Source organism: Kribbella sp. NPDC050241, from assembly GCF_044459685.1.
Classification (GTDB): domain Bacteria; phylum Actinomycetota; class Actinomycetes; order Propionibacteriales; family Kribbellaceae; genus Kribbella.
Window position 1 is genome coordinate 48,832 of sequence record NZ_JBITJE010000012.1, and the last position, 17,202, is coordinate 66,033.

The 17,202-nt window shown below is 69.4% G+C and carries 18 protein-coding genes; 10 read left to right on the top strand and 8 right to left on the bottom strand.

The annotated features are described in order from the left end of the window. The 5 genes from ACIBG5_RS36650 to ACIBG5_RS36670 all read left to right on the top strand — a co-directional run bounded on the left by ACIBG5_RS36650 (window position 1) and on the right by ACIBG5_RS36670 (window position 5,961). Window positions 1-996: a LacI family DNA-binding transcriptional regulator gene (locus ACIBG5_RS36650; protein WP_360441519.1), complete on the top strand. Its 996-nt coding sequence runs from the start codon at window positions 1-3 to the stop codon at window positions 994-996. Between the two features lie 52 nt (window positions 997-1,048). Beyond that, window positions 1,049-3,031: an ABC1 kinase family protein gene (locus ACIBG5_RS36655; protein WP_396396269.1), complete on the top strand. Its 1,983-nt coding sequence runs from the start codon at window positions 1,049-1,051 to the stop codon at window positions 3,029-3,031. A 44-nt stretch (window positions 3,032-3,075) separates the two neighbouring features. Continuing rightward, window positions 3,076-4,476, top strand: a complete 1,401-nt coding sequence (locus tag ACIBG5_RS36660; protein ID WP_396396270.1) for an MFS transporter — start codon at window positions 3,076-3,078, stop codon at window positions 4,474-4,476. A gap of 41 nt (window positions 4,477-4,517) precedes the next feature. After that, window positions 4,518-4,805: a 4a-hydroxytetrahydrobiopterin dehydratase gene (locus ACIBG5_RS36665; protein ID WP_396396271.1), complete on the top strand. Its 288-nt coding sequence runs from the start codon at window positions 4,518-4,520 to the stop codon at window positions 4,803-4,805. Window positions 4,806-4,881: 76 nt separating this feature from the next. Continuing rightward, the gene (locus tag ACIBG5_RS36670; protein ID WP_396396273.1) at window positions 4,882-5,961 is read left to right on the top strand and encodes a WD40/YVTN/BNR-like repeat-containing protein; all 1,080 of its coding nucleotides are present in this window, start codon (window positions 4,882-4,884) and stop codon (window positions 5,959-5,961) included. On the opposite strand, the gene ACIBG5_RS36675 is transcribed toward ACIBG5_RS36670, so the two are convergent. Together ACIBG5_RS36675 and ACIBG5_RS36680 are read right to left on the bottom strand one after the other, a co-directional pair. Beyond that, the gene (locus tag ACIBG5_RS36675) at window positions 5,934-6,299 is read right to left on the bottom strand and encodes a VOC family protein (RefSeq protein ID WP_396396275.1); all 366 of its coding nucleotides are present in this window, start codon (window positions 6,297-6,299) and stop codon (window positions 5,934-5,936) included. The genes ACIBG5_RS36670 and ACIBG5_RS36675 overlap by 28 nt on opposite strands. A gap of 34 nt (window positions 6,300-6,333) precedes the next feature. Next, window positions 6,334-7,167, bottom strand: coding sequence for a helix-turn-helix domain-containing protein (locus ACIBG5_RS36680; RefSeq protein WP_396396276.1), 834 nt, complete (start codon window positions 7,165-7,167; stop codon window positions 6,334-6,336). Between the two features lie 50 nt (window positions 7,168-7,217). Here ACIBG5_RS36680 and ACIBG5_RS36685 point away from each other — a divergent pair, with 50 nt between their 5' ends. After that, complete coding sequence (locus ACIBG5_RS36685; protein WP_396396278.1) at window positions 7,218-8,042, top strand: acyltransferase domain-containing protein; 825 nt, start codon at window positions 7,218-7,220, stop codon at window positions 8,040-8,042. Between the two features lie 6 nt (window positions 8,043-8,048). On the opposite strand, the gene ACIBG5_RS36690 is transcribed toward ACIBG5_RS36685, so the two are convergent. From ACIBG5_RS36690 to ACIBG5_RS36705, 4 genes are all read right to left on the bottom strand, one after another. Next, window positions 8,049-9,212, bottom strand: coding sequence for a hypothetical protein (locus ACIBG5_RS36690; RefSeq protein ID WP_396396280.1), 1,164 nt, complete (start codon window positions 9,210-9,212; stop codon window positions 8,049-8,051). A 90-nt stretch (window positions 9,213-9,302) separates the two neighbouring features. After that, on the bottom strand, window positions 9,303-9,932 hold the full coding sequence (locus ACIBG5_RS36695; RefSeq protein ID WP_396396281.1) for a DedA family protein: 630 nt from the start codon (window positions 9,930-9,932) through the stop codon (window positions 9,303-9,305). Window positions 9,933-10,030: 98 nt separating this feature from the next. Next, entirely contained in the window at window positions 10,031-11,212 is a 1,182-nt protein-coding gene (locus ACIBG5_RS36700) for a cytochrome P450 (RefSeq protein ID WP_396396283.1), read from the bottom strand. Window positions 11,213-11,222: 10 nt separating this feature from the next. Next, window positions 11,223-13,922: an AAA family ATPase gene (locus tag ACIBG5_RS36705; protein ID WP_396396284.1), complete on the bottom strand. Its 2,700-nt coding sequence runs from the start codon at window positions 13,920-13,922 to the stop codon at window positions 11,223-11,225. Between the two features lie 90 nt (window positions 13,923-14,012). Between ACIBG5_RS36705 and ACIBG5_RS36710 the strand changes: the two genes are divergently transcribed. Genes ACIBG5_RS36710 through ACIBG5_RS36720 form a run of 3 tightly spaced genes read left to right on the top strand, consistent with a single transcriptional unit; the run spans window position 14,013 to window position 15,861 of the window. Further along, window positions 14,013-15,077 (top strand): methyltransferase, encoded by a 1,065-nt coding sequence (locus ACIBG5_RS36710; protein ID WP_396396286.1) that lies wholly within the window; start codon window positions 14,013-14,015, stop codon window positions 15,075-15,077. 45 nt (window positions 15,078-15,122) lie between these two features. Next, window positions 15,123-15,440 (top strand): ArsR/SmtB family transcription factor, encoded by a 318-nt coding sequence (locus ACIBG5_RS36715; RefSeq protein ID WP_396396288.1) that lies wholly within the window; start codon window positions 15,123-15,125, stop codon window positions 15,438-15,440. Then, a complete protein-coding gene (locus ACIBG5_RS36720) occupies window positions 15,430-15,861 on the top strand; it encodes an SRPBCC domain-containing protein (RefSeq protein ID WP_396396290.1) in 432 nt (143 codons plus the stop codon). Before ACIBG5_RS36715 ends, ACIBG5_RS36720 begins: the two co-directional genes overlap by 11 nt. Before the next feature lie 58 nt (window positions 15,862-15,919). Here ACIBG5_RS36720 and ACIBG5_RS36725 read toward each other — a convergent pair whose 3' ends face one another. Beyond that, complete coding sequence (locus ACIBG5_RS36725) at window positions 15,920-16,096, bottom strand: DUF5302 domain-containing protein (RefSeq protein WP_360441567.1); 177 nt, start codon at window positions 16,094-16,096, stop codon at window positions 15,920-15,922. 114 nt (window positions 16,097-16,210) lie between these two features. Continuing rightward, window positions 16,211-16,396, bottom strand: a complete 186-nt coding sequence (locus ACIBG5_RS36730) for a hypothetical protein (protein WP_396396292.1) — start codon at window positions 16,394-16,396, stop codon at window positions 16,211-16,213. Window positions 16,397-16,512: 116 nt separating this feature from the next. Between ACIBG5_RS36730 and ACIBG5_RS36735 the strand changes: the two genes are divergently transcribed. Further along, a complete protein-coding gene (locus ACIBG5_RS36735; protein WP_360441573.1) occupies window positions 16,513-17,163 on the top strand; it encodes a LysE family translocator in 651 nt (216 codons plus the stop codon). The last annotated feature ends 39 nt before the right edge of the window (window positions 17,164-17,202 follow it).

Consider the following 17,202-nt stretch of genomic DNA (forward strand, 5'->3'; position numbering starts at 1 on the left):
GTGACGATCAAGGACGTGGCGGCGCTCGCCGGCGTCTCGCTCGGAACGGTGTCGAACTATCTCAACGGCACCAGGACGGTCTCCCCGGACACCAGGACCCGGATCGAGCGGGCGATCGAGGTGACCCGGTACGTCCCGAACCGCGCGGTCCGTACCCTGCGCGGCAACCGCACGCACACGGTCGGCCTGCTGGTCCCGGACGCGGGCAACCCGTTCTTCACCGAGATCGCGCGCGGCGTCGAGGACGCGGCCCGCGGCCGCGGCGACGTACTCGTCTACTGCGACACCGCCGGCGACCCGGAGCGGCAGTCGCTGTACATCCGCCGGCTGGCGGAGATGCGGGTCGGCGGCCTGGTCATCTCCGCCACCGCCTCGATGCCGCCGGACCTCGGCGACCTCGAGGCGGTCGGGACACCGATCGTGGTGGTCGGCGGTGAGGAGATGGCGCTGAGTACGTCGCGGGTCACCTTCGACCACCACCTCGGCGGCAAGCTCGCGATGCGGCACGTGCTGGACCTCGGGCACCGGCAGGTCCTGTACGCCGGTGGGCCGGGTGGTGAGCTCGTCGTGCAGGCGCGCTACCAAGGCGCGCTCGCCGCCCTCGACGAACGCGGCGAGGACCACGCCCTGCTGCACCGCGTCGACGCGACCGGCCGGAGCGTACGCGAGCGCAGCGAGCTGGCCGACGAGATCATGGCGATGCGGCCGCGGCCGACGGCCGTCCTGTGCGGCAACGACCTGATCGCGATCGCGATCGTCAACACACTGATCCGCCGCGGCTGGTCGGTCCCCGGCGACATCGCGATCGTCGGGTACGACGACATCAGCGACGCGCAACTGGCCGTCGTACCGCTGACGACCGTACGGCAACCGGCGTACGAGATCGGGACGTCGGCCGCCAAGCTCCTGTTCGAGCGCGCCGACGACCCGGCGAGCCCGCACCGCGAGATCAGCTTCGCACCGGAACTGATGGTCAGGGACTCGTCCAGGGGCTAGTCCCTCGCGTGGGTGAGTTCCGCCGAGCCCCTGAACACCTAGGGTTCCGCACATGGATGTCGTGGTCGCGGGGTTGTTCAGCCTCGCCATCTTCATGGTCATCTTCGTGCCGGTCGCGCAGCGCCTGCTCGGGGTGCGCTTCGGCCTGATCCGGATGGCGCTGGGCGCCGCGCTCACGCTGACGGTGTTCAGTCCGATCGCCAACGCCCTGGTCGGTGCGACGCCGTTCGAGGGCTCGAACGGCGTCGCACTGGCGTTCCTGGCCCTGACCGCGGTGTGTTCGATGCTGGCCGGGCTGGTCTTCCTGGTCTTGTCCGAGGCCTTGGTGCCGACCGGGTCGTTGCCCCGGGCCCGGGATCTGCGGCGTGATCTGACCGGCCGGGTCGCCCGCACCCGCCGCTACCTGCAGATCCTCCGGATCGCGATCCGGCACGGCCTCGGGCCGTACCTGCGTGGCCGGCGCCGCCCCGGCCGGGAGAACGCCGCCGGCCAGGCCGAGCTGGCCCGATCGCTCCGGCTCGCCCTGGACGAGGCCGGCGTCACCTTCGTCAAGCTCGGCCAGGTGCTGTCCACCCGCAGCGACGTCATCCCGCCCTCGGTCGCCACCGAGCTGAGTCGCCTGCAGGACCAGGCCTCCCCCACGCCCTGGCCACAGATCGAGCAGGTCATCACCGAAGAGCTCGGCGCCCCACCCCACCAGGTGTACGCCGACTTCGACACCGAACCACTGGCGGCCGCCTCGGTCGCCCAGGTTCACACCGCCCGGCTGCGCACGCCCGACGGTCCTCGGGTGGTCGTGAAGGTCCAGCGCCCCGGCATCACCTCGATCGTCGAGCGGGACCTCGACATCGTCCGCCGGCTCGCCCGGTTGCTCGAGCGGAACACCGACTGGGGCCGGTCGATGGGCGTCCGCGCCCTCGCCGACGGGTTCGCCCAGGCGATGCGCGAGGAGCTCGACTTCACCGTCGAGGCCGGCAACATGACCGCGGTCGCGGCCGGCCAATCAGTTGCCTCCACCAACGAACTGGTCGTGCCCGAGTTGTACCCGCAGCAGTCGACCCATCGGGTCCTGACCATGCAGCGGCTGGACGGCATCGGTCTGGGCGGCGCCGCGCCGGCGATCGCCGAGCGCGGCCTGGACGCGGCCCGGCTGGGCCGGGTGCTGTTCGACTGCCTGCTCGGCCAGGTCGCGATCGACGGGGTCTTCCACGCCGACCCGCACCCGGGCAACTTCCTGCTCCTGACCGACGGCCGGATCGGCATGCTCGACCTCGGCTCGGTCGGCCGGCTGGATCCGGCCACCCGCGAGGCGCTGCAGCGCTTCCTGCTCGCGATCGACCACGGTGACCCGGTCGCCGCGACCGACGCACTGCTGGAGATCGTCTACCGCCCGGACGTGATCGACGAGCGCAGCCTGGAGCGCGCCGTCGGCCAGTTCATGACCCGCCACCTCGCTGCCGGGGTATCGCTCGGGCCTGCCATGTTCAACGACCTGTTCGCGATCATCACCACGCACGAACTCGGTGTGCCGCCGGAGGTGGCCGCGGTGTTCCGGGCGCTGGCGACGATCGAGGGCACCATCTCGCGGATCTCCCCCGGCTTCGACCTGGTCGCCGCGTCCCGTCAGTTCGCCGCCGCCCATGTCACCGATCGCCTTGCGCCCGAGGCGTTGCGTCGTACGGCGACCGAGGAACTCGCCACGTTGCTGCCGATGTTGCGCCGGTTGCCGCGGCGGATCGACCGGATCGCGGCGGCAGCGGAGAGCGGGCGGCTGGGGCTCAACGTACGGCTGTTCGCCGATGACCGGGACCGGCGGCACATCACCGGCCTGCTGCATCAGGCCCTGCTCGCGATCCTCGGCGCCACCGCGGGCCTGATGGCGGTGCTGTTGCTGGGTACGCCGGGCGGACCGAAGGTGACCGCGTCGATGAGCCTGTTCCAGCTGTTCGGCTACAACCTGCTGGTGATCTCCGCGGTGCTCGTACTGCGCGTCCTGGTGCTGGTCTTCCGGCTCCCGGACGGCCGTCGTACCTGAATCCGCTTGACCTCAAGAGCACTTGAACCTTGAGCATTGCGATCATGACTGCGACCGCCTCCACCGGCAGCGACCCCATGACCCGTGAGCGCCTCTTCAGCGGCCGCCACCTGCCGCTCGTGCTGGGCGTGATCGGACTCGTCACCCTCGGCGCGTTCGAGAACCGCGCGGTCGGTACGGCGTTGCCCACGATGGTCCGGGAGTTCGACGCACTCGGCAGCTTCGGTCTGGCGAACGCGGCCCCGAATGCGAGCTACCTGATCTCGCTCGCGATCGCCGGGCTGTGGTCCGATCGGCGCGGCCCGATCCCGACACTGCGGGCGGGCGCGGTCGCTTTCGCGGTCGCGCAGTTGCTCGTCGGTACTGCGACGGGGATGCCGATGGTCGTCGCCGGCCGGCTCCTCAGTGGCCTGGCCGAGGGACTGCTGGATGTCTCGCTGATGGTGCTGGTCGCCCGCGCGCTGCCCGCCGTACTGCGGCCGCGGATGTTCTCGTTGTTCGCGGCGATGTGGATCCTGCCGTCGGTCCTCGGTCCGGTGCTGACCGGTCTGGTGACCGAGCAGTTCGGGTGGCGGTGGGTCTTCCTGGGTGCCGTCGTACTGCTGGTGCCGAGCTGGATGCTGCTGGGTCCGGCCATGCGGCTGTCGCTCAGGACCCCGGCGCCGGAGCGCAGTACCGAGGACGTGGCTGAACTCGAAGCCTGGCGGGCCGCACTTCCGTGGGCGCTCGCCGCGTCGGTCGCACTGTTCTCGATGACGCTGGCCGGTGACCATCTGGAGGCGCACCCGGTGATCTGCGGCGTCGCGATCCTGGTCGCGTTGGCGGTGCTCGGGCTGGCCGCCGTACGGGTGATGCCGAAGGGGACGTTCGTCGCACGGCGCGGCTTCCCGGCGGTGGTAGCGGTCCGCGCTCTCGGCGGGGCGGGGTTCACCGTAGTGAGCGCGTACCTGCCGCTGCTGCTCACGCTGCTCCACGACTTCAGCCCGTCGAAGGCCGGTGTGACGCTGTCGATCACCGGGGTGAGCTGGGCGTTCGGGTCGTGGCTGCAGGGTCGGGAGCATGGCATCCAGCGGGTGAACGTCCTGCGGGCCGGCCTCGCGTTCATGACGGTCGGGCTGGGGATCACGTCCCTGCTGGCCTGGACCGACGCGACAACCTGGATCGGCCTCATCGGCTGGACGGCGGCCGGGATCGGGATGGGCCTGAGTACGTCGAGCCTGTCGGTGCTCACGCTGGACCTGTCGGATCAGAACAACTCGGGTCGCAACAGCAGCGCCGCCCAGATGGCGAGCACGATGAGCATCGCGGCCGGCCTGGCCGTCAGCGGCACCCTGCTCGCTCTGAACTCCTCCGATCCGCAACCCTGGATCTTCGGCGCCATCATCACCGCCGGCGCGGTCCTCGCCCTCCTCGCCTTCTCCACCGCCACCCGCGTCCGCACCTAGTGCCCTGCGGCGGAGCGTGCTGAGAGGACTAGAGTGACGGCATGGCTGAGCTGCTGACCGATGACCAGATCGACCTTGCGATCCGCGACCACCTGCCGCAGTGGAAGGTCGTGGACAGCGAACTGGTCCGCAGCGTGACGAAGGAAGCGTTCCTGGACGGCATCCGGCTGGTCGCGACGGTCGCGCAGCTGGCCGAGTCGATGAACCACCACCCGGACATCGACATCCGCTACACCACGGTCACCTTCCGGGTCAGCAGCCACGAGGCCGGCGGCATCACCGAGGACGACCTGGTGCTGGCCCGGCACATCGACACCGCGGCGGGCTGACCGCTTTACGTCATGGCGGTTCTCGGTCAGCAGGACCCCTGGCTCACCACCGCAGCAGGCACTTACACATGAGGGCATGACCTCACGCCGCCTCGCCCTCGGAACCGCCGCCCTCCTCCTGACCTCCCTCGGATCGGCCCTGCCCGCCGACGCCTCCTTCACCACGCCGGGGTGGTCCTGGAACCGCCCACACTGCGACACCGTGTACGGCGACGGGTCGGTGACGATCACCGAATCCGACGGCGAGGTGCTCGCGCCGACGACGGGCAAACTACGCCCGGTCACGTACGCGAAGGTCGCCGCGCTGCAGGAACCGAACACCCTGATCACCATCGGCCAGCACCTCATCCAACGGTCCAGCGACGCTGGTTGCAGCTGGCAACTACTCGACAAGACACCCGGCGATCTCAGTACGTACGACGTCCAGCCGGGACCGGGCGACACGGCGTACATCTACAGCGTGAACGACCAGCCGATCCACCGGGTGAAAGGCGGCACGGTCACCACGGTCCAGGGACCGGTGAACGGCGACGGACTGGCCGCGTTGTCCTCCGAGCCCGGCCGACTGCGCGTCGTCGCGGGCGACGGCCAGCTCTACGACTCGTACGACGACGGCGTCACCTGGGCGCGGACCGGCGTACTGCCGGCGCGGAATCTCTTCGCGTATGACGCGGTGATCGATCCGCGGAACCCTGACCACGTCGTCGTCGGTGTGATGTCGGACGGCGTCTACGTCACGTTCGACGGCGGCCTCGGCTGGACCCGATCGCGGCCGGTGGAGCGCGTGAACGCGTTCAGTCTGGCGATGTCGCCGGCCGACCCGTCGAAGGTCTGGGTCGAGGGGTACGACCGGGACCGTGCAACGCGGTTCATCTGGGAGTCGTCGGACGGCGGGCTGAAGTTCCGCGAGGTGCTGGACCAGAGTCGGGCGACGCTGATCAACGGCAACCGGATGTGGGGCAGCCCGGCCGACCCGGATCTGCTCTACTTCAGCTACGGCACGTCGTTCGCCGGCTTCGGCGCCGACCTGTACCGCTTCCACCCGTCCACCGGCGAGCTGTCCAAACAGCACAACCGCAACGACGGCATCCCGTCGGTGGCCTTCAACCCGTCCGACCCGAACATCCTCTACCTGGGGCTGGCGGAAGAACGCTGACGCAGGCCGACCAGGACTCCCTCCGCGTCGCGGAGGTAGCAGAGCCGGCCGACACCGGGCAGTTCCTGAATCTCGCCTTCCGGGCTGCCGCCCGCACCGCGGGCGGCGTCCAGCGTCGCCTCGAGGTCGTCGACCTCGATCCACGCGATCGTGGGCTGCTGCTGGTAGCGGCTGCTCATGATCGCGCCGTCGATCCCCTCCCCCGCGCCGGTCTGCGCGAGCAGATAGCCCTCAGGCACCGGCGCCGGCGTCACCTGCCAGCCGAACACCTTGGTGTAGAACTCGGCGGCCCGGTCGTGGTCGGTGGCGACGAGTTCGACGTGGACGATGCGTCCCATGGCGGATCCTTTCCGGTCGGTTCGGATCCGATCCTCACCCGCCGGGCCGCGCGCCGTCTTGGACGGATCTTCCATGCATCAGCGCGGCGATCCCGTTCTGCACCGCGCGGAACGCGCTCGCGCTGACGCCCGTGTACCGCTTGAAGTCGCGAGCCGCGTGCGCCTGGTCGTAATACCCGTGCAGCGCCGAGAGCGTCGCGGCCGCGTCTCCTCCGATCAACCCGCCGGCGAAGTGGTAGTACCGGATGATCTCGGCGTACTGCTTCGGCCCGATCCCGAGGCTGCGCGTGAACACCCGATAGAGCGTGCTGTACGACCTACCAGTGGCAGCGGCGACGTCGGCGACTGTAGTCCGGCCATGAGCCTCGTCGATCACGCCGACCGCGTGCTCAACCAGCGGCAGCGAAGGCACCTCGGTCAACCGGGGCTTCAGAAAAGCAGCCAGCCGGTCCGCGCGGGACGGGCCGAACGGCTCTCCACGCAGCTCCTCGACCAAAGCAGCCGTCGTACTGTCGCCGACCCAGTCGGAGAACGGCAGTACGCCGTCCACGAGCCGGTCGTCACGGCCGAGCGCAGCCATCCCCCACGGCTTGAACTCCACCCCGGCATAGCTCGACGTACCGGTCTGGCCGATCACCTGCGGGCGGGTCATGATCCCGAACACCGACGCGGTGTTGGGCCACTCGGTGAGCGTGAGCGGGTCGTGCCGGGTCCCTGGTTCGGCGAGGGCGATCGCGAGGCCGGGACGGCCGTTCGGGATCAGGATGTCCTGACGCAGCGAGGCCAGCGGCGGTGACTCGACCAGCCAGACATGCTCGACCAGATCGCGCAGGTCGTCCGGCGGTGCGAACCGCTGATAGGTGACCACGGGTTAGATCGTAAGTCTCTGGCTCCATCGGAATCGGATACGGTTGCCGAGTGACGACAGTCGACGAGTACCGCCTGCTCGGATTCAGCGACGAGGACCGCGAGGCCACCGAAGCGTTCGTTCCGGACCGCGAGGCGGTCGACACATTGGCCCGGCAACTGCGCACCGCGATCGGCAGGTTCGAGGACGAGCCGGAGCTGCAGATGCCCGAGGATCCGCGGAACTCGGTCCAGGCGTTGCTCCAGACGGTGCCGGACATCCGGCGCTTCCACTCCGAGCTGGGGATCAGCGACGAGATCAGCTGGGCGACCCTCTCGGATCTCGGTCAGCAGCTCAAGGTCCATCGCCGGACCTTCGGCAGCTACGGCATGGAGACGCACTGGTGGCTGCGGATCCACTGGGCCGGGCAGATCTACGCGCTCGGGCGGCTGCAGTTCCAGCTGTACCAGGTCCCGGCGGACAACCCGGTGCCGGGCACCGAGCCCGGTGAGTGGGTGCTCAACGTGCACATCCCGGAGTGGGGTCCGCTGACACCGGAGGCGGTCGACGACAGCTTCGCGCAGGCGCGTGAGTTCTTCCCGCGGTACTTCCCGCAGTACCCGGTGAAGACGGCGATCCTGTGGTCGTGGCTGATCGATCCGTACCTGCTGGACAACCTGGCGCCGGACTCGAACATGGTCCGGTTCGGCCGCCGGTTCACGCCGTACGGCAAACCGACAGAGGCCCAGGACAGCGCGATCTTCTTCACCTTCCGCCACCACGGCACCGACACTCTGGACGAGCTGCCGCAGGACACCTCGCTGCAGCGGCTGGTGGTCAGCCGGATCAAGGCCGGTGGCACCTGGCAGAGCGCGTTCGGCTATCTCCGTCTCTGAGCCGTCTCAGGAGGCCTTCGGTACGCCGTACCTCGTCAGCCAGCCGACCAGCTCGCGGTTGCTGACACAGCGGACGTCGGGCTGGGTGCAGGTCTCCTGGACGAAGGTGGTCAGCGCATCGGAGTAGACGCTGTTGTTCCACCGGTTGAAGTGGTTGCCGAGGAACAGCGGCGGGTTGCCGTTCGCACGTGACTGCGCCAGCGCCTGGCGGTAGGTGGCGAGCACCTGTGCCCTGTAGACGGGCGCCTGGGCGACGGGCGCCTTCTTCGCGCCGGTCTGGCTGTACCAGAGGTTGTAGTCCATCGTCAGCGTCGTCTTGCTGGTCCCGGCCAGCGTGACCGACTCCAGCGGGAAGTCCCAGACGCCGTCCACCTTCTTCGGCCAGGCGATGTACCCGGGCGCGGAGGCGTCGTACAGCATGCCGCGCTGCACCATCGCGAGCCGGTACGCCGACCGGTTGCCTTCGAGACACGGTGTCCGCATCCCCTTGACCGTGGCCGGGTCGAACGGCGGTACGACGGGCTTGCCGGCGGCCAGCGACGGTCCGGTCCGCACCATCCGGTCGAACGCGCTCAGCTCGGCGGTCCACTGGGCCGTCGTCCAGCGACCGACCCCGGTCGCGCCGCAGAAGTGACCGTTCCCGTGCGTCCCGATCTCGTGCCCCTCGGCGATCGCCTGCCGCAGCACCGTCGCCCGGCCGAGCACAGCGGCCGTATCACCCCAGCCGATGTCGGAAGCGCCGGGCTTGCGGTACGGCGGCTTGTAGTCGGTGCGATGTGATCCCGGGTAGAGGTACGGGCCGGACAGGAAGAACGTCATCCGGGCATTGACCTGCTTGGCCACCGCCCGCCAGTGCGACCAGAGCGCAAGATCGCCGGCGCCGTCGAACGAGACCACGACGAACAGCGGCGGCTTGCCGTCACGGAGCCGGGCCGGGAACAACCTGGTCACCGGGGCCGCGTCCGCGAGATTGCGCCCGGCCGTCCGCGTCGGCTTGGGCGTGGGCTTCGGCTGGGGCTTCGCAGGTGGCTTCGGAGTGGCCGACGGTGTCTTCGTCGGCGCTGTGGGGCTCTGGATGGGGTCGCTCGGCGACGGCGCGCCCTCGAGGGGAACATCCGCACATCCGGCGAGCAACGCCGCCACGACCGCTGCGGCGCCGAGGAGGTTCACCCCAGGCCTCACCACCCCCCAACTGACGCACGCGGGGGCGGGGAGGTTGGTCCGGGACACGCACTCGCGCGGAAACCCGAGGGCGGATCGTTAGCCGGCTGTGACCTTGGCAGCGCGGCGCTTGACCGCGATCCGGCGCGAAGTCTCGATCACCAGGCCGATCACGAACGCCAGGCTGAGGCTGAACGCGAGCGCCTTCAGCGAGTCGTGCGCGAACGCGTCGCCACCGAGGTAGCCGAGGAGAGCGACGTACGTGTAGGCGACCGTCACGCCGGCGATGGTGAAGATGATGAACTTGCGGAACGAGTACCGGGTGGCGCCCGCCGTGAGGGTCGCGACCATCCGCGCTCCGGGGATGTAGCGCACCGTCATCAGGATCAGCCCACCGCGGGAGTGCAGCGCGGCCGAGACTTTCTCGTACAGCGCCTGTCTGCGGGCCTGGCGCTTCATCCAGCGGTGCAGCATCGGCCCGGAGCCGCGGCCCATGAAGTAGCAGGCGGACTCGCCGATGACCGATCCGAGCATCGCCAGCACGATCACGAGCAGCAGGTTCTGATGCCCTGCCGCGGCGGCCATACCGGCCGTCACCACGAGGCCCTCGCTGGGTACCACCGGGAAAACCGCGTCGACCGCGGCGGCCACGAACAAGATCAGCAGAAGCCAATGTGAGGCCATTGCAACGCCGAGCAGGTGCCGCACGACCTCCATCAACTCTGTCACCCGGGTAAGGATGCCATCTCTGGCCAAACCCACCACAATCCCAAGCGTGTGATTCAGGCGTGGTTCACCCGATGTTCAGCGTCGGCGCCCGGGTGTGGTCAGAGCAGTACGGGCAGTTCGCGAATGCCGTTCATCAGCAGGCTGGCGGCACGGTCCGGATCCTGTTGCGGTGCGGCCAGGCGCAGGTTCGGGAAGCGGTCGAACAGCATTCCGAGCGCGATCCGGCCCTCCAGCCGCGCCAGCGGTGCACCGAGGCAGTGGTGGATGCCGTGCCCGAACGCGAGATGGGCATTCTCCGGCCGGGTGATGTCCAACTCGTCCGGCCGGTCCGTCTTCCGGCCGTCGCGGTTCGCGGGCAGCAGGGCGAACACGATCACCTCGCCCGCCTCGATCCGTGATCCGGCGATCTCGATCGGCGCCTGCGCGACGTACGGGATCGCGGCCTGCAGCGGGCCGTCGTACCGCAGGATCTCCTCGACGGCGGCCGGCAGCCGCTCGGGCTCCGCCTTGAGCAGGGCGAGTTGGTCCGGGTGCCGCAGCAGCGCGTGTACACCGTTGGTGATCAGGTTCACCGTCGTCTCGTGGCCTGCTGCCAGGAGCAGGAAGATCATCGAGGTGAGCTCGTCCTCGGTGAGCCGATCGCTGCCGTCCCGGGCCTCGATCAGCGCCGACAGCAGGTCGTCGGCCGGGGCCCCGCGCTTCTCCTCGATCAGGTCTCGGATGAAGCCGACCATGGCTCCGGCCGCCTCGATGTACTCGTCCGGTGTGTGCACCGTCGCGTTCACCGCGACCGACGACCAGCGGCGGAACTCCTCGCGGTCGCGCATCGGGATGCCGATCAGCTCGCAGATCACGGTGATCGGCAGCGGGTAGCTGTACGCGTCGACCAGGTCCACTCCGTCACCGGCCGCGGCCATCTCGTCGAGCAGGCCGGCCGCGATCTCTCGGATCCGCGGCTCCAGGCCCTCGATCCGCCGGCGAGTGAACGCCGCGGTGACGAGCTTGCGCAACCGGGTGTGGTCCGGCGGGTTGACGACCAGCATGTGCTGCTCGGTCGCGTTCACCAGTCCGGCCGTGATCTGGTCGCGGTGCGGACCATCCATGGGCGATCGCACGACGTCGGGATGCGCGAGCAGCGCCCGGGTCTCGGCGTACCCGGTCACCAGCCAGACGGGAACGCCGGTGAAGAGCGTCAGATGCGTCAACGGGCCCTTGGCCGCCAGTTCGGCGAAACCTTGGTGGCGGGCGATTCCACTGCTCACGATGAACGGCTGCGTCACAGCCGCCAGCCTACGTTCGGAACGGACCGGACTTCAGCTGCTCCGCGAGCTCGGTCCGGGAATGGATGCCGAGCTTCGCGTAGACCTTGCGGAGGTGGTACTCGACGGTCTTGGGGCTGAGGAACAGCCTGGCCGCCGCCTCCCTGATGCTCTGCCCGTCGGCCAGTAGCAACGCGATCTGCCGTTCCTGCGGCGTCAACTCGTCCGCAGTGCTCGGCACTCTGCGTCGCGCGGTCTCCCCTGTCGCCTTCAGCTCCGTTGCGGCCTGGTCAGCCCACCCCGCTGCACCCAGTGCGTCGAAGGCCTCCACGGCGAGCCTGAGCTGCGCCCGCGCATCCACTCGCCGTCTCGCACGCCGCAGCCACGCGCCGTACGCCAGCCGCGTCCGAGCCGCTTCGAACACATCGAGGGTCTCCGCGTGCCAAGCGAGCGCTTGCCTGAAGTCCTGCTCGTTGTCTCCGACCACACCGCGAGCCCTAGCGGCCCGCGCCAGCGACCACGGCTGTCCCTTCGCCTCGGCCAGAACGGTGTGCTCCTGCGCCACGCGCTCCGCATCCTCGGTCCGGCCCAGCCGTCGATAGACCTCCGCCAGCTCCGGTGCCGGAGACAGGTCAGGGTCCTTGAGGCCGTTGGCAGCCAGTACGTCGACCAGCCGCTCGTACTGCGGCAGCGCCAGAGCCGGAGCGCCACGGCCCAACTCCAGGTCGCCGAGCGCGAACAGCGACCACAGGGTGCCGAGATGGATCTCCCGCTCCGCACAGATCCGCAGGCACTCGGTGGCGAGGTCCTGAGCCTCGGCACGACCTTGGTGAGACGACAACCAGGCCAGTCCGGCCAGGTTCATCGCCAGCTCCGTCATCTGGCCGGTCTCGCGGGACAGCCGGATCCCCTCGTCGTACGCCGCCATCGCGTCGGTCCAACGGTCGGTCGTCGCATCGTCACGGGCCAGCACGAACAGCAGACCGGGTAGCGTGCCGAGAGCGACCTGCTCCCGCCGTTCCAGCATGGCCTGCTGCAGCAGCCCCCGACCGGTGCCACTCTCCCGGAGGAACAGGGCGGCGAGGACCATCCACACCTGCCGGCGTCGGTCCCGATCCAGCTCGACCGACGGCGCCATGGCGACCGCAGCCCGGATCTGGCTCGTTCCTCCTTGCCCAGCGAGGACCTTGGCGACACCACTGGCGAGCATGCCCATGATGCGTGGACCGGGCCGCTCGACGCTGGGGAGCAAGCGGTCGATGTGGTGCGCCAGCTCCAGGCCTGCCGCCGCGTCGCACATCCGGAGGCAGGCACCGACCGCGTCGGCGAGCAGTCCGGTCGCCACAGCCGGGTCCTCGCACTCGGCGGCCGCGGCGGCGAGGATGTCGCGGGCCCGACTCGGGGACCCACACTTCACCGCGATGTCGCCGCGGACCTCCTGCGCCCCTATCCGGACCTGCAGCGGTGGTTGGAGTGCCAACGCGTCGTCGAGCAAGGAGTCTGCCCGGTCTGCCTGGCCGGCCGACCAGGCCGCCTCTCCCGCCGCGACGAGTCTGACTGCCCGGTCGTGCAGTCCCTCGGACAGGCGTGCTGCGCGCTCGTAGGCCGTCGCTGCGACGGCATGCGCACCACGAACGGCGGCATGCTCCGCCGCCGCGTCCAAACCGGCAGCTACCTCGTCATCGGTGCCCAGCACAGCCTCGGACAGGTGCCAGGCCCGCTTGTCCGCATCCAACGTGACCCGAGCGACCGCCCGGTGCGCAGTACGACGCTCTGCCGGCCCGGCACTGGCGTAGATCGCCGAACGCACCAGCGGATGCCGGAACTGGACCTCGCCGTCGCGGATGGCGACCAGCGAAGCCGTCTCGGCCTCCTGCAACGTTGCGACGTCCACACCGAGCTCCTGGCACGCTCTCGCGACCGCACCGAGTTCACTGTCGTCCAGGGCGGCCACCAGCAGCGCAGTACGTGCGTCTGAGCTGAGCCGGTTTGCCCTTGTGGTAAAGGCTTCTGCGATCAGCTCCGGCACCGGGAGAGGCGCACCTGGCGGCATGCGGTGGAGGTGGTCCTGGTCGGCGGCGAGCTCGAGCAGTGCCAACGGGTTGCCCGCCACCGTGGTGTGCAGTTGCTCGACCAGCTCGCTCGGCAGGCCGCGCAAGATCGCCTGCGCGGCCTCGAGCGGAACGCCGGCAAGGTGGAGCACCGGAAGATCCGCCTCGGCGAGTGGATGCTGCTCCTGCGCGCGGGCGGCGATCAGCAGCACGATCGGATCGGCGACCAACCGCCGTGCCGCGAACAGCAGCGCCTCCGCGGACGGCCGGTCCAGCAGATGCGCGTCGTCGACGATCAGTGCCAGCGGCGCCTCTTCGGCGTACCGGCAGATCAGGCTGAGTGTTGCCGCTCCGACGGCGAACCGGTCAGCTGTGGTGGCCGGCCCGAGTGCCAGCGCGGAGGTCAGCGCCGACTGCTGCGGGCCGGGGATGCGATCGAGGCCCGCGAGTGCGGGCCGGAGCAGTTGGAGCAGGGCGCCGAACGGGAGTTCGCGTTCGGCCTCGGTACCGCGGGCCCGCAGGATCCGCAGTCCCCGGGCCGTCGCGGCGGCTTCGTCCAGGAGGGTTGTCTTCCCGATGCCGGGTTCGCCGGTGACGAGCAGCACTCCGGCGGTGCCGACCCGCGCCCCCGCGACCAGTTTCTCGATCACCCGGCGCTCCGCCTCCCGCCCGATGAGCATGTTTGGCAGTGTGCACCAGGTGCCCCACCTGATGCGATGGCCGGGACGCGCTACCTAGGTTCGCCGTACAACCTAAGGGGGCGCAAGCAAATGACTGTTGCAATCGACGGCGACAAGCTGATGGGGTTCGTCTTCCGTGCGGTGGACGAGGTGGGGGCGACGCTGAACGCGGCGCTGGTCGTGATGGGCGACCGGCTCGGCTACTACCAGGCACTCGCCGACCACGGTCCGACGACGCCGAGCGAGCTGGCCGAGCGAACCAGCACCAGCGAGCGGTACGCGCGGGAGTGGCTCAACGCGCAGGCAGCCGGCGACTTCGTCGAGTACGACCCGGACAGCGGCCGGTACACACTGCCGCCGGAGCAGGCCGTGGCGATGACGGACCCGGAGAGTCCGGCGTACCTGCCGGGCTTCTTCCAGATCGCGCTGGGCACGGTGCAGCACACCACGGAGATGATCGAGGCGGCCCGCAGCGGCGCCGGTATCGGCTGGCACGAGCGCACCTCGGACGTCCATGTCGGCTGCGAGCGGTTCTTCCGGCCGTCGTACAACGCGAACCTGCTGACCAGTTGGCTACCGGCGCTGGACGGCGTGGTGGCGAAGCTGGAGAGCGGGGCGACGGTGGCCGACATCGGCTGCGGACATGGCGCGTCCACGATCCTGATGGCGAACGCGTTCCCGCGATCGACGTTCGCCGGTTCGGACTACCACCAGGAGTCGATCGAAACCGCCCGGCTGCGCGCGGCCGGGGCCGGCCTCGGCGAGCGGGTGTCCTTCGAGGTGGCTCCCGCCGCCGGATTCAGCGGGTCCGGCTACGACCTCGTCACGACCTTCGACGCGTTGCACGACATGGGCGACCCGGTCGGTGCGGCCCGTCATGTGCGCGAGGCGCTGGCACCCGACGGCACCTGGATGTTGGTGGAGCCAATGGCCGGTGACAAGGTCGAAGACAACCTGAACCCGGTGGGACGTGCGTACTACGGCTTCTCCACTCTGCTCTGTACTCCGGCATCCCTCTCGCAACCGGTCGGACTGGCCCTCGGCACCCAGGCCGGACCGGCCCGGATCCAGGACGTCACCACCGCGGCCGGGTTCACCAGGTTCCGCACGGTCGCGCAGACCCCGTTCAACCTGGTCTTCGAGGTTCGCCCCTGACCGCTCACCCTTGACAAACAGTTCACCAGTTGGTGAAGTATTTGCGTGCTGACGACGACCTTCGGTGCGCTCGCGGACCCGACTCGGCTGGCCATCGTGAGCCGGCTGAGCCGGGGCGACGCGACCATGGGGGAGCTCGCGGAGCCGCACCGGATCACCTTGCCCGCGATGACCAAGCACGTCGGAGTGCTGGTCGACGCGGGCCTGGTGACCCGGCGCAAGGTCGGCCGGACCGTGGTGTGCACGATCCGGCCGGAGGCGTTCACGGAGGTCGAGCAGTGGCTCGGCGACCTGACGGCGTACTGGCACAGCACGGTCGACCGACTGGAAGAACTGCTGCGAGGAGGCGGGGATGGGACCTGACATCCGGATCGACAGGGTGCTACCGGCAACAATCGGGAGGGTGTACGACGCCTGGACCCGGGCGGAACTGCTGACACAGTGGTACTGCCCCAACCCTGACCTGGAGCTGAAGGTGCAGGCCGACGTACGGGTCGGGGGCGACTACGTGGTCGAGATGGGACCGCATGTCGTCCGGGGCACGTACCTCGAGGTCGAGCCGCCGCACCGGCTGGCGTTCAGCTGGAAGTGGGACGGTACCGAGGACGAGCCGACCCGGGTGGAGGTCGAGCTGACCGAGGTCGCCGACGGCACCCGGATGCTGCTCATCCACAGCGGGTTCGCCACCGACGAGGACGCGGCGAACCACCGGCTGGGCTGGGAGCCCGAGCTGGGTCGGCTGGCCGGGTTGCTCACCGCTCGACCGGCCGCCACCGGCCGGTAAAAGGTCGAGCCCCGGGCGGCAACCCGGGGCTCAGGCGGATGGATGGACAGTTGGCGTATCAGCTGCCGGACTTGCGCCGGAATTGGCGCCTCTGCTTGTCGTTGTGGGCCTCGCCGACGCCCTCACGCCGCGTCCCGGACCCCGGGTGCGCGTTGTTGTGGGCGTTCTTCTTCTCGAGCGCCTCCCGGAACTTCTTCTGCAGATCGTCCGCCGGCTCGCTGGACTTGTCGCTCATACCGTCTCCTTCACAAACCGTCAGGCGTACACACCCCACGCTAACCAACTGTGACGACACCCGCGAGGGGATTACCGTCACAGCGCTCCCGCCGGGCCTGTCGCACGCGTCACGTCACCCTTCGCTCACCGCGGACGGGCAGCCAGGCTGGCCGCAGTCCTCGGACTCGGGGACCTCACCGTTGAGGTCGTGTTCGTAGGCGTAGTGGAAGCAGTCCCAGTGCATCCGCTCGAACACCTCGTAGTCGTCGCGGCTGGACTCCACCTGCTCGTCGCAGCGCATGCACGTCTGGTCGCCCACCCGCGCAAGGTACCCCGCGGTCTCACTCTGAGGAAAACCCCCGCGGACTGTCGTCGCTCGCTGTTAGCTTCGTGAACGAGACGACCGGACTCCCCGGCCGAGGAAAGGGGACGCACGTGCTGGTCAGTAGTGAGGCGATGCTCGGGATCGCGTTGGTCGAGCTGGGCTTGGTCATCACGCCGGGGCCGAACATGATCTACCTGATCTCGCGATCGATCGCACAGAGCCGCCGCGCCGGGCTGATCTCGCTGGCCGGGGTGGGCGTCGGCTTCGGGGTGTATTTGCTGGCGGCAAGCGTCGGCCTGGCCACCCTGTTCGCCCTGGTCCCGGAGATCTACGTGACCCTGAAGCTCGCGGGCGCGGCGTACCTGCTCTGGCTCGCGTGGAACGCGTTCCGCCCCGGCGGCAACTCCGTCTTCGCGACCCAGGAGTTGGAGCCCGACCGGCCGCGGAAGCTGTTCGGCATGGGTCTGCTCACCTGCCTGCTGAACCCGAAGATCGCGATCCTCTACATCTCCGTGCTCCCACAGTTCCTCGACCCCGCGCGCGGCCATGTCGGCACCCAGAGCATGATCCTCGGCCTGATCCAGACCGCGGTCGGCGTCGGGGTGAACGCGATCTTCGTCATCACTGCCAGTTCGGTCGCCGTCTTCCTCACCCGCCGCCCCACCTGGATGCGCATCCACCGCTACCTCACCGGCACCGCCCTCGCCGCCTTCGCCATCCGCCTGGCCACTGACAAAGCCCGCCCTTTAGCTACCCACTAAATGGAGTGCGGTCCGGCGACGGCTTTCCGGATACTGCTG

What these genes read in the sequence shown, in the direction of transcription:
- ACIBG5_RS36675 (WP_396396275.1), bottom strand. Translation starts at nt 6,299, where the DNA reads ATGGGACGCATCGTCCACGTCGAACTCGTCGCCACCGACCACGACCGG.
- ACIBG5_RS36710 (WP_396396286.1), top strand. Translation starts at nt 14,013, where the DNA reads ATGACTGTTGCAATCGACGGCGACAAGCTGATGGGGTTCGTCTTCCGT.
- ACIBG5_RS36665 (WP_396396271.1), top strand. Translation starts at nt 4,518, where the DNA reads ATGGCTGAGCTGCTGACCGATGACCAGATCGACCTTGCGATCCGCGAC.
- ACIBG5_RS36670 (WP_396396273.1), top strand. Translation starts at nt 4,882, where the DNA reads ATGACCTCACGCCGCCTCGCCCTCGGAACCGCCGCCCTCCTCCTGACC.
- ACIBG5_RS36660 (WP_396396270.1), top strand. Translation starts at nt 3,076, where the DNA reads ATGACTGCGACCGCCTCCACCGGCAGCGACCCCATGACCCGTGAGCGC.
- ACIBG5_RS36725 (WP_360441567.1), bottom strand. Translation starts at nt 16,096, where the DNA reads ATGAGCGACAAGTCCAGCGAGCCGGCGGACGATCTGCAGAAGAAGTTC.
- ACIBG5_RS36655 (WP_396396269.1), top strand. Translation starts at nt 1,049, where the DNA reads ATGGATGTCGTGGTCGCGGGGTTGTTCAGCCTCGCCATCTTCATGGTC.
- ACIBG5_RS36720 (WP_396396290.1), top strand. Translation starts at nt 15,430, where the DNA reads ATGGGACCTGACATCCGGATCGACAGGGTGCTACCGGCAACAATCGGG.
- ACIBG5_RS36705 (WP_396396284.1), bottom strand. Translation starts at nt 13,922, where the DNA reads ATGCTCATCGGGCGGGAGGCGGAGCGCCGGGTGATCGAGAAACTGGTC.